The 11,309-nt window shown below is 67.4% G+C and carries 12 protein-coding genes; 10 read left to right on the top strand and 2 right to left on the bottom strand.

The features are described 5' to 3' along the window. The first annotated feature begins 325 nt into the window (after nucleotides 1–325). From ACFY3D_RS19705 to ACFY3D_RS19680, 6 genes are all read left to right on the top strand, one after another. Entirely contained in the window at nucleotides 326–637 is a 312-nt protein-coding gene (locus tag ACFY3D_RS19705) for a DUF6342 family protein (RefSeq protein ID WP_389981130.1), read from the top strand. Between the two features lie 846 nt (nucleotides 638–1,483). Next, nucleotides 1,484–1,894, top strand: a complete 411-nt coding sequence (locus tag ACFY3D_RS19700; RefSeq protein WP_389981128.1) for a RidA family protein — start codon at nucleotides 1,484–1,486, stop codon at nucleotides 1,892–1,894. A gap of 533 nt (nucleotides 1,895–2,427) precedes the next feature. Beyond that, nucleotides 2,428–3,522 (top strand): sensor histidine kinase, encoded by a 1,095-nt coding sequence (locus tag ACFY3D_RS19695; protein WP_389981126.1) that lies wholly within the window; start codon nucleotides 2,428–2,430, stop codon nucleotides 3,520–3,522. Then, nucleotides 3,519–4,172 (top strand): response regulator, encoded by a 654-nt coding sequence (locus tag ACFY3D_RS19690; RefSeq protein WP_389981124.1) that lies wholly within the window; start codon nucleotides 3,519–3,521, stop codon nucleotides 4,170–4,172. The genes ACFY3D_RS19695 and ACFY3D_RS19690 overlap by 4 nt, the downstream gene beginning before the upstream one ends. Before the next feature lie 121 nt (nucleotides 4,173–4,293). Next, the gene (locus ACFY3D_RS19685) at nucleotides 4,294–4,683 is read left to right on the top strand and encodes a hypothetical protein (protein ID WP_389981122.1); all 390 of its coding nucleotides are present in this window, start codon (nucleotides 4,294–4,296) and stop codon (nucleotides 4,681–4,683) included. Nucleotides 4,684–4,692: 9 nt separating this feature from the next. Further along, the gene (locus ACFY3D_RS19680; RefSeq protein WP_389981120.1) at nucleotides 4,693–6,042 is read left to right on the top strand and encodes a DJ-1/PfpI family protein; all 1,350 of its coding nucleotides are present in this window, start codon (nucleotides 4,693–4,695) and stop codon (nucleotides 6,040–6,042) included. Nucleotides 6,043–6,230: 188 nt separating this feature from the next. Here ACFY3D_RS19680 and ACFY3D_RS19675 read toward each other — a convergent pair whose 3' ends face one another. Beyond that, on the bottom strand, nucleotides 6,231–6,416 hold the full coding sequence (locus ACFY3D_RS19675; RefSeq protein ID WP_389981118.1) for a hypothetical protein: 186 nt from the start codon (nucleotides 6,414–6,416) through the stop codon (nucleotides 6,231–6,233). A 290-nt stretch (nucleotides 6,417–6,706) separates the two neighbouring features. Between ACFY3D_RS19675 and ACFY3D_RS19670 the strand changes: the two genes are divergently transcribed. The 3 genes from ACFY3D_RS19670 (at nucleotide 6,707) to ACFY3D_RS19660 (ending at nucleotide 10,601) form a co-directional block, all read left to right on the top strand. Next, on the top strand, nucleotides 6,707–8,713 hold the full coding sequence (locus ACFY3D_RS19670; RefSeq protein WP_389981116.1) for a BTAD domain-containing putative transcriptional regulator: 2,007 nt from the start codon (nucleotides 6,707–6,709) through the stop codon (nucleotides 8,711–8,713). A 67-nt stretch (nucleotides 8,714–8,780) separates the two neighbouring features. Then, a complete protein-coding gene (locus ACFY3D_RS19665; protein ID WP_389981114.1) occupies nucleotides 8,781–9,437 on the top strand; it encodes a peroxiredoxin in 657 nt (218 codons plus the stop codon). Nucleotides 9,438–9,470: 33 nt separating this feature from the next. Then, the gene (locus tag ACFY3D_RS19660; protein WP_389981112.1) at nucleotides 9,471–10,601 is read left to right on the top strand and encodes an NAD(P)/FAD-dependent oxidoreductase; all 1,131 of its coding nucleotides are present in this window, start codon (nucleotides 9,471–9,473) and stop codon (nucleotides 10,599–10,601) included. A gap of 126 nt (nucleotides 10,602–10,727) precedes the next feature. Here ACFY3D_RS19660 and ACFY3D_RS19655 read toward each other — a convergent pair whose 3' ends face one another. Continuing rightward, entirely contained in the window at nucleotides 10,728–10,943 is a 216-nt protein-coding gene (locus ACFY3D_RS19655) for a hypothetical protein (protein WP_389981110.1), read from the bottom strand. On the opposite strand from ACFY3D_RS19655, the gene ACFY3D_RS19650 reads away from it, so the two are divergent. Further along, entirely contained in the window at nucleotides 10,851–11,204 is a 354-nt protein-coding gene (locus ACFY3D_RS19650) for a hypothetical protein (protein ID WP_389981436.1), read from the top strand. The two genes, ACFY3D_RS19655 and ACFY3D_RS19650, sit on opposite strands and share 93 nt — an antisense overlap. Nucleotides 11,205–11,309 lie beyond the last annotated feature (105 nt).

Below are 11,309 nucleotides of genomic sequence, written 5' to 3'. Positions count from 1 at the left end.
GACCTCCATCGCGGTACCTATCAGCAGCGAGGAGCGTCAGGTTGCAGCGCGAACGCGCGCACCTCCCCGCCCGATCATCCCGGAGCCGGAGTTCCCCTGCCGGAGGCGTCTCGACTTCACACTCGATGCCTTGCCCCACTCATCACATTCGGACAAATAGCAGGTAAGGGAATTTAGTGCCTCAGATTTATATTAGGTGTCCCAATTTTCATGTTTAGGAAGTGCCTGGAAGAACTCTAGAAAATCTCCTAAGAACCACATATCCTTCGCTATGGAGCGATCCAAAAGGATCGTTTACAAACGGAGAGAAACGAAGGGAGTAGACATGCCGGATATCGACCTCGGGGTGGCCACCGACTGGGATGAAGGTGACACTCACGCCCGAATCAAGCTGCGCCAGAACCAGATCTACCCGACCTCTCCGAAGAAGGACGTTCTCATAAGCTCACCGGTGAGCATCGAGCTTTCGGTGAACACAAACCTTTCCAGCTCTCAAGAGGCGGACAAGATTTACTTCACGACCCACCACGGGTCGCAGAAGAAGATCATCGCGATCCTGGACTCCAGCGGGAACCTCCACATCGCCGGCCAGGTGAAAACGGGCCAAACGAACATGACCTACGAAACGGGCATGTAGCGCCTCGTGGTGCGTGGGCACTGGTTCGTCGGCTGGCACAGCCCTGACCAGGCGACGGCCAGCGCGGCCGATAGCGTCCGTCAGGGCGACAAAATGCTCGCGGCCGGCAGCGACGCACCAGTGCCTGTGCGCGACACCCGATCGGGGTCGGCGGAGTTCCCATCGGCCCCGATCAGTAGAAGGAAATGACCACCTCTGCTCGGACAGGGCCCGCCGCTTCGAAGAGACGTGTTGTGTCCATCGCAAGATGTCGAGCAGTTGTTGACGCGGAAGATGATTGCACTCCGAATGCTCCCCCCGCAAGTTCTCGATGGATTTGCACTATCAACGTCAAAGTCCATCGAAATGGTCAAGCTAATTGGGTAATACGCCGCTTCTTTAGCCTCCTGAGGGAACTCCCGGGCTGCTCCTGCTGAAGTCGTCGAAATCGACATCTCCGCTAGCCGCCGCCAGCCATTCGAAAGTTGTCGCTCATCCCATCCGTTGCCATCTCGAAGGCGGGCACAGTCGCATGCAGGAACGTTCATCGCGTTCACGCCTACCGTTAGCGCTTCGAAGCGATGTGCGGCCACGCCCGGCAGTGAGCCAATCACACCTGCGGTGAAGTCATGGGAACGCTTGCGTGCGCGGTCCGAGCCACCGGGACCGGGCCCAGGCCGCATGCTCGACCGCCGAGCGGGCGACGGGCCGCGAGGCGGCGCGGAGCGCCGCCCTTGACCGCGGCGGCGTGACCGTGGGCGGGCCGCGAGGTACGGGCGGCTTGGCCTGTGAAAATAGAAGGCGGCAGGTAGGAGGCCCACGTCAGGATGGTCGCTCTGTGCCCGATATGAAAGGAACTGAGCGACCATGCCTAGCGCCATCACTTTGATCCGCTCTGCTTCTCTGTCCGACATCGCCGAGTACGCTTACGCAGCCACGGCGCCTGCCGAGTCACGACTCATCTTCCTCGCCGGAGCGTGTCCCCTGAACGAGGACGGCTCGACGGCAGCGATTGGGAACTACGCGGGCCAAGCAGCGAAAGCCATCGAGAACATGCGGGCGGCTCTCACTGCCTCTGGCGCATCATTGCAGGACGTCATCAGCACACGGGTTCTCGTCGCGTCCACCCGGCGGGAGGATTTGGTGGCTGCCTGGCAGGTAGTCCGGGACTCGTTCGGTGCCCATGACGTACCGAGCACCTTGATGGGAGTCACCGTGCTTGGTTACGACGGCCAGCTCGTTGAAATCGAAGCCGTCGCCGCCGTACTTGATTCCTGAGCAGTAAAGCCCTGTCTGGGCGGCGGCGTGACCATGGGCGGACCACATGGTCCAGGCGGCGCGGCCGGCGTACGGCGACGGCCCAGGGTCCTGCCCGCGCGCCAGGACCGGCCCCCAAGCCGCATGCCCGGCGCGCGCCGCACACCAAGGTCGGTTGAGAGGTGTTTTTTGCTGGTGGAGCCTAGGAAATTCGAACTCCTGACATCCTGCTTGCAAACGGGAGCCAGTCTCCTCGTGGAGGGCCCCATCCCTGGTCAAGCGGTAGATGAGGGTCGGGAACGTATGATCGTGTAAGCCGACGTTGCTGTATTCCGCTGCTGTACACAACGCTCTGCCCGGCGACCTGACCTGCCTTGAGACCGACGCCCGCCCTCTCCTTCGATCAGCTCGGTAGCCTGCTGCAGTGAACCTTGCGCGGCCCGTCGCACACGCCGACGAGCAGCAGTACGGCAGAGACAAGCCATACCCGCGAGATCATCGCGCGTTTCTACCATGAGTTGACCTTGCGCCGCCGGACGGCCCACAGTGAGCGCATGAACAGGGCTCTGGCTGTGCTGACCTTCGGCGCGCTGCTCACGTTGCTGATCGGGGTCGTCGCATCTGGAGATTCCCTGCCGTCGCTCGTGCTCGGCGCGGTGTTCACCGGATTGGCCACCGCCGGCTTCTCGTGGGTACGTGCGCGTAATGAGCTGGCCTGGTCGCTCGGGTACGTTGCCGTGCAGCTACCGATCGCGTTCGTCGTGTTCTCGCTGAACGCAGGGGTCGCCGCGACGCTTCTGCTCGTCGTGCTGGTCAGCCAGTGCGTGCTGCTACGGTTGCCGATCGCCGCGACGGCGGTCGTGGTCGGGCTGGTCCCGTTCGTCCACCTCGGCATGTCGTGGGGCGAAGGGCTGCGGGAAGGACTCGGAATCCTTCTCGCCGCGGTGTTCGCCGCGATCGTGACGGAGTTGCTGCAACGCGAACAACGCGCCCGTGTCGAACTGTCTGAGGCCCACGAACAGTTGCGTGACTACGCCGCGCAGGCGGAGCGGCTCGCAACCGTGCAGGAACGCAACCGGGTCGCACGCGACATCCACGATGGACTCGGGCACTCACTCACCGTCGTCCAGATGCAGGTCAAGGCCGCTCGTGCGGTCCTGCCGACCGACACCGCCAAGGCCGACGAGGTACTCGCCAAGGCCCAGGACCAGGCCGAGGCCGCACTCGCCGAGGTACGCCGCTCGGTCAACACCTTGCGCGAACCACGCGAAATCCCTCCCCTGCCCGACGCCTTGCAGGCGTTGGCCGAACTGACATCCGCCGCGGGCGTGACCACCAGCGTCGCGATATCCGGCGAGCAACGACCGTTGCCCGACGAGACGCGCGAGGCCTTGTTCCGTGTGGCGCAAGAAGGTCTGACCAATGTCCTTAAGCACGCCCAGGCAAACCGTGCCGACGTGGTCCTGGACTATGCTGACGCCGCCGTCCGGCTGGCCGTCCGCGACGACGGCGCCGGTTCCGCTTCGACGCCTGCGTCGGGTTTCGGCCTGGTCGGGCTCCGGGAACGCGCCGAGCACCTGGGCGGATGGTTGAGCGTCGAGTCGGCACCGGGGGCGGGCTACACCTTGAGCATGGAGGTTCCCGGATGAGCCCGGTCCGCGTCCTGTTGGTCGACGACCAGGCTCTGTTCCGCGAGGCCCTGGCCACCCTCCTGGCCACGCACGACGCCATCGAGGTCGTCGGCGAGGCGGGCAACGGCGACGAAGCGATCCGCCGGGCCGCCGAGGTCACCCCGGACGTCGTCCTGATGGATCTGCGCATGCCCGTCCTGGACGGCGTCGCCGCGACCCGCCGCTTGCGTACCGACCACCCTGGCATCGGCATCATCGCGCTGACGACGTTCGACGACGACGAGGACGTGTTCGCCGCCCTTCGCGCCGGAGCTTTGGGCTACCTGCTCAAGGACGTCTCCTCGGCCCAGCTGATCGAGGCCGTCCTGGCCGCCGCCCGCGGCGAGTCGGTGTTGCAGCCCTCCGTCGCCGCGAAGGTGGTCGCCCAGTTCGCCCGCCTGCCCTCGACCGGCGCCCCGGAACCGCAGCCATTGGTCGTGCCGCTGTCCGACCGCGAAATCGAAGTCCTCCGTCTCCTCGCCACCGGCCACAGCAACCGCGAAATCGCCACGACGCTTCACCTGGCCGAGGGCACCGTGAAAAACCACGTCACCAACGTCCTGTCGAAACTGAACGCCCGCGACCGCACCCAAGCCGCACTACGCGCACGGTCGCTCGGTTTGCTCTGACCTTTCCGCCCAGGAGTCATGACCACAGCATGACCTCGGACATGACCTCTGGCACATGGCAGGACGGCGGCCCGCGGCGACTCTTGTCGGTGTCAGTCGATGCCGAATCCGAGGGGACGTCATGAGGACCGTGGAAACCACCCGGAGTACTAATCGCAAGCTGGGCCGGTTCGTCTGGCACTACGTCGAGATGGTGATCGCCATGCTCGCCGGGATGTTGGCGCTGGCGCCGCTGTGGCCGGACGCCTGGTCGGCGCGGCCGGAGGTCGACGCGCTCGTCATGGCGACCAACATGACCATCGGGATGACCCTGGCGATGGCCTTGCGCAGGCATTCGTGGGCGCGGATCGGTGAGATGGCGGCCGCGATGTACCTGCCGTTCCTCGTCTTGCTGGTGCCGTTCTGGCTCGGGGCGCTGTCCGCCATGGGGTTGATGATGGCCGGGCACGTGATCATGTTCCCGCTCATGCTGGCCGCCATGGTGTGGCGCCGCGACCACTACTGGCACTGAGGGTTTTCGATGCGCACCTTCCTACGCGGCGCGCTCGCGGTGATCGCGGTCATCCTGATTCCGGTGGCTGGCGGAGCGATCTCCGCCTTCGCCACTTTCGACGCCGAGTACGCCCCCGGTCCGGACCGGCCCATTCCCTCCGCCATTGCCCCGGCTTTCGACCCCGCCAAACCGACCGCGGTCGTGGTGATCGGCGACAACGGGGCCGTCGTGTCGGATGCCCTTGCCCCATACGAGCTCCTGGCCGCCTCGGGCCGGTTCAACGTCTACACCGTCGCGTCGCGAAGGCGTCCGCTGCCGTTGACCGGCGGTCTGGACCTGGTGCCGGATCTGAGCTTCGCGGATCTTGCCGAACTCACCGGCGGTGCCGCGCCGACGCTCACGGTCATCCCTGCGATGCCGGATGTCGGCGAGCCCAGTACCGGTCCGGTCACGGCGTGGCTGCGTGATCAGGCGAGCCGCGGCACGCTGTTGCTGAGCGTGTGCAACGGCGCCGGTGTCCTCGCCTCGGCGGGTCTGCTCGACGGCCGGCCCGCGACCGCGCACTGGATGCGGATCGGCTCGCTCGAGTCGGACTATCCCGCGGTGAACTGGGTGCACGGCAAGCGTTTCGTCGACAGCGGTACCGTCGTCACGACCGCGGGCGTGTTGTCCGGCATCGACGGAACCCTGCACATGATCGAGCGCTTGGCCGGTTCGACGGTGGCGGTGAACGCGGCCAAGGCCGTGGGCTGGCGGTACTACGGCAACACGCCGCCGGTCGTGACCGGCATCGCCATGCCCGCCCCGGCCGCGATCGTCAATGCGGGTTGGACGTGGGCGCCGCCGACCGTCGGTGTGATGCTGACGCCGGGCGTCGGCGAAATCGACCTGGCGTCGGTGTTCGAAACGCACGACAAGTCGCTCGCAGAAAGGACGTTGGCCGTGAGCGCGGACGGCGGCCCGATCCGGTCACGGCATGGCCTGACGTTCCTGCCCCGCGCCGATCTCGCCGACGCGGCCCCGGACCTGGATCGCTTGCTCGTCCCCGGAGCAGGCGTTCGCCTGGGCCAGGTCCCCGACGGCCTGGAGCCGGTGTACGTCCATTCCGGACAGGACTTCGCCTACAACGACGTCGTGCGCGACCTGGCCCGAACAATGGACGTGGCCACCGCCCGCTGGACCGCCGAGACCATGGAACTGCCGATCGACGGCCTGCGACTGGAAGGCCCGGCGTGGCCGTGGCAGCAGACGGGGTTGCCCATCCTGTTGATCCTTTTGGGTATTGCCGCGGTGATCTGCCTTCCGCGCCTTCGGACCACTGTGGACACTCTTGTCCGTCAGGGACAAGCCATGCACGGTCCGGCAGATCATCCCTGAGCCACCAGGCAAGACCACACCCCCGCCGGCACCAGGTCGGGAACCGCGGTCACGTTGTCACGCCTGATGACCTGATGTAGACAGCCGATCCAGAACAACGCCTCAGCCTCACCGCGCGTGTCGCCCAGCGCCCGGTACAACTCGATCGCGCACTCGAATAACGGCAGTTCAGCCGGGTCCTCGACGGGTCACGAGCCGGCGCTGGCGCGCTCGTTAAGAAACCGCGCATGCAGGATCCGCCCACGGGCCAGCGCGGTGTCGGCCTCCACCGCGTCCAAGTCCCGTTCGGCACTGGTCAGCACGCCGGCGTCGCCGCTGAAAACCGCCCGTTCATAAAGCGTCTTGGCTCGTTCGAGCCGGTCTTCGGCGCTCATCGCCGCTCCCGCCCTGGCAACGCCACCACGTGTCAGATCAGCAGCAGAGTACTCCGGTGCAGGACCCCGTCATGGACGGTTGGCGACGAGTGAGTCTGGCCGGTCTGGTCCGCACAGAACACGCCCTGCCCGTCGTCGGCATAGGGGCGGCGACGAGCACGCGTCGTGGGCTGGCCTGGCGGCATTCGGCACAACGGCCCAGACCGTGCCGGCCTCCGGACGCGGCTGCCCACGATGCCCATGCGTAGAGATATGACACTATTTGTCACGTGCCAATGAAGCGAGCAACGGTGACTTTTCGGATTGAACTCTTCGGTGGTTTCCGGGTCGCGGTGCAGGGACGTGCCATAGCACCGGAGGCCTGGTCACAGCGGAAGCCGGCGGCTCTGGTGAAGCTGCTCGCCCTGGCACCCGGACGCCGCCTGCGGCGCGAGCAGGTGATGGACGTGCTCTGGCCCGAACTCGACCCCAAGGCGGCGGGAGCCAATCTGCGCAAAGCATTACATTCAGCGCGAAGAAGCCTTTTCGTCGATAAAGGCACCAACCTAATTCTCTCAGCCGGGGATCTGCTGTGCCTGCCCACCGACGACGTCTCGGTGGACGTCGACGACTACTGGTCGCTCGTCGCGGCCGCCCGCCGGACCCGCGAGCTCGACTCCTACGCCGGGGCGATCGAGCTGTACCGGGACGGCCTGCTCCCCGAGGACCTTTACGAGGACTGGGCGGCCGCGCCCCGCAACGAACTGCGCCTGGACTGGCTGGCCGTCGTCGAAGAGTACGCCGGGCTGCTGGAAGCACGCGGCGACCTCAACGGCGCGGCCCGCGCGATGCAGCGGCTCGTCGCCGCCGAACAGCTCCGCGAGGACGCGCACGCCTGGCTGATGCGGCTGTACACACTGGCCGGACGGCGCGACGAGGCGCGGCGCCAGTACACACGGCTGCGGGAGATCCTCGAAGAAGAGCTCGGCACCGAACCGCGCCCGGAGACCCAGCGCCAGTACGCCGAGATCAATAGCGAGCAGACGTCCGAGCCGGATCTGACGACCGAACTGTGGGAGCGGGTCGGCGACCTGCGCGTCCAGTCGGGCGACCCGGCCGGGGCGGTTAAGGCGTTCGACCGAGCACTCGCCTCCGCCGCGGGCTCGGCCGCCGCTGGACCAATCCACCGCAAGTGCGCCGGCGCGTGGCTGATGCAGCACCTGCCCGACCAGGCCGAACCGCATCTGACGGCCGCGTCCGCGCTCGCGCCCGACCGGGCCGAACAGGGACGGCTCGCCTGCCTGGGCGCGAACCTGTCCTGGGAGCGCGGCGACTTCGCCACCGCGCGCCGCCTCGCCGACGAGGCCCAGGAGATCGCTCGCGCGTACGGCGACACCGGCGACGTCGCGGCAGCGCTGGAGGCGCTCGCGTTCATCTCGCATGTCCGAGGCGACTGGCGTCCTGGACTCCAGGCCCAGATCGAGGGGCTCGCGGGCGTCGAGCTGGGCGTTCGGGTCGCCCGATTCTGCGACTTCAACCACTGCCTGTCGCAGTACCAGCTCTACGGGGACGTGTTCGCCGGGGACGTCGGCGACTACGCCCGCCAGACGCTGGCCGTCGCTGAACGGACCGACGCCATCCCGGCGCAGGCGTTCGCCTGGTGCCTGCTCGGCGAATCGCTGCTGCTCCAGGCCGAATGGGACGAGGCGGCGGCGTGCCTGGAACGCAGCTGCGAGCTGTATGAGCCGCTGGGCAGCCGCTCGGTCGCGCTGCCGTGGCTGCGCCGCGCGGAGCTGTCAGCCTGCGGCGGCTCCCACGACGAGGCCAGGGTCTACCTCAAGCGTGCCGCCGCGATCGCGACGGTCACCCCGATGGCCCGCCACGCCTGGTCGCGGCTGCACGCGACCGCCGCGCTGGCGGCCATGGAGCGGGGCGAACCGGAGGACGCCATCCGTGCCGTCCGCGCCACCCAGCGGGCCGCCGCCCGTTACGGCGACTGCCTCACCTGCAGTGCCCTGCTCAACCCGGTCGGCGCGCAGGCCTTCGCCTTGGTCGGCGACGCCGAGGGCGCGCACGCCCTGGCCACGGCCGCCGCCCAGTTCGCGGGTTCCTTCGCCAGCTCGGCCTGGAGCGCGATGGCCGAGGAGACAGCCGCGAGCGCCGCCGTCGCCGACGGCGACCACACCGCCGCCCGGGACCGGTTCCAGGCGGCGGCCGTCCTCTACGACAAGGCCGGCCACACCTTCTGGGCCGACCGGGCCAGGGCCCAGCGGGACGCCCTTGAGCGAAGGAACGCTCAGGGAACGCGCTCTTCCTAACGTCTTCCATGACAGCGAGGCCGACCCCGCCCGAGGGGCCGGTCCGCCTATCGAATGGAGACCTGTGATGAGCCTGACCATCGGCGACACCGCCCCCGACTTCAGCGCCCTGACCACCGACGGCGTGATCTCGTTCCACGACTGGATCGGCGACTCCTGGGCGGTGCTCTTCTCGCACCCCAAGGACTTCACCCCGATCTGCACCACAGAGCTCGGCTACATGGCCGCGATCAAGCCGGAGTTCGACCGCCGCGGCGTGAAGATCATGGCGCTGTCGGTCGACCCGGTCGACAAGCACGACGCCTGGGCCGCCGACATCGCGGAGACCCAGGGCACCGCCCCGAACTACCCGATGATCGGCGACGCCGACTTCACCGTCTCCAAGGCCTACGGGATGCTCGGCGCGGACGTGAGCGGCGACCCGGCCGACCGAACGGCCGCCGACAACCAGACCGTCCGCGGCGTCTTCGTGATCGGCCCCGACAAGAAGATCAAGCTGATCATGCTCTACCCGATGACGACGGGCCGCAATTTCAACGAGATCCTGCGGGTCATCGACTCCCTCCAGCTCACCGCGAACCACAAGGTCGCCACCCCGGCGAACTGGCGGCAGGGCGACGACGTCGTGATCGCCGGCTCGGTCTCCAACGACCAGGCCAAGAACATCTTCGGCACCTGGGCCGAACCCAAGCCCTACATCCGGATCGTCCCCCAGCCGAACTGACCTGAAGCCGCACCCGAGCGAGTGGAGAAGACCATGCGAGTTCTCGTCCTGGGCGCCGGCTTCGGCGGCCTGGAGCTGTCGTCCCGGCTCTCGGAGGAACTGGGCGACGACGCCGACATCATCCTCATCGACAAGTCCGACGGATTCGTCTTCGGCTTCTCCAAGCTCGACGTGATGTTCGGTCGCACCACCGCACCGGCGGTGGTGCACCGGTACGCCGGGGTGGTCAAGCCGGGCGTGCGGTTCGTCCAGACGACGATCCGCGCCATCGACCCCGTCAACCGGCGGGTCGAAACCGACGAGGGGGCCTTCGAGGGGGACGTCATGGTCGTCGCCCTCGGCGCCGACCTCGACCCCGCCGCCAGCCCTGGCCTCGTGGAGGCCGGCCATGAGTTCTACACCGTCCCCGGGGCGTTCGCGACCCGCGACGTCCTGTCCACCTTCCAGGGCGGGCACATCGTCATCGGTGTCACCTCGACCCCCTTCAAGTGTCCGCCCGCCCCCAGCGAAACCGCCTTGATGCTCCACGACTACCTGGTGGCCCGCGGCCTGCGTGACTCCTCCCGGATCTCCCTGCTCATGCCGCTCGGCACCCCCATCCCCCCTTCGCCTGCCGCCTCCAAGGCCCTCCTCGCCGCCTTCGCCGAACGTGGCATCGCCTGGCACCCCGACACCCTGGTCCGCTCTCTGGACCCGTCCCGGCGCGCGGCCGTCCTGGCCGACGGCACTGCCATCCCCTTCGACCTCTTCCTGGGCGTCCCCGTCCACCGGGCCCCCGAGGTGGTCCTCGCCTCAGGTCTGTGCACCGACGGCTGGATCCCCGTGAACCCCGCGACCCTGGAAACCGCCTACCCCGACGTCTACGCCGTCGGTGACGTCACCAGCGTCGGCACCCCCAAAGCTGGTGTCTTCGCCGAAGGCCAGGCCTCCGCCGCCGCCGACCACATCCTCGCCCGCCACCACCGCCGCCGCACCGCCGTCCCCTACAACGGCACCGGCACCTGCTACATCGAATTCGGCCACGCCAAGGTCGCCCGCGTCGAAGTCACCTTCCTCCCGGGCCAGCCTCCCAACGGCCGCTTCGACCCTCCTTCCACCACCCTCACCACCCACAAAACCGCCTTCGCCACCACCCGCCTCCACCGCTGGCTCCCCCGCCCCTGACCGTCCCGATCCGGACCCGGACCCGGATCGAGGAACGACGCATCACCTTCGTTCACATCGGCCGCATGGTTCGCATTCCTGAGTCCGCGCTGGAGGACTTCATCCGGGCCGGGATCGTGCAGCCCATCATGACGAGCAAGGGGAGGGCTGCCTGATGGCCAACAGGGAGGGGAAAAGCCCGATCACCTTCGCGACTTCGTCGGCGCGAATGAGGATGCGTTCGTCTTCCTTGGCGTCCGTGGCGGCTTCCTGCGAGGCGGCGACTTCCGGCGTGAAGCCAAATGGGCTGAGGCGCTCAAGGAGATGGGAATCAAGGGCCTGCACTTCCACGATCTTCGGCACACGGGTAACACGCTGGCCGCGCAGTCGGGCGCGAGCTTGGCGGACCTCAAGGCGCGGATGGGACACGACAGCGGCCGGGCCGCTGATCTACCAGCACGCCACACGCGACGCAGACCAGAAGATCGCCCGTGCGCTCAGCGCGCGTTGAGGCGGAGCGGAAGGACAAAGATGACGGCCTGGCCGGCGCGCTGGTCCCTACGAGCTAATGGCACGTTAATGGCACGAACACCGCTTTCCCTGAGTGGGAAAGCGGCGTTTTAGCTGGTGGAGCCTAGGAGATTCGAACCCCTGACTTCCTGCTTGCAAAGCAACCCAGGTGGGGGGCGGGACCATGGGTAACACCCGCTCCCACCTGCGCATACGGTC

The sequence above is a fragment of the Streptosporangium sp. NPDC000509 genome (assembly GCF_042898365.1).
Classification (GTDB): domain Bacteria; phylum Actinomycetota; class Actinomycetes; order Streptosporangiales; family Streptosporangiaceae; genus Streptosporangium.
This window is presented reverse-complemented; position numbering and strand designations above follow the sequence as displayed.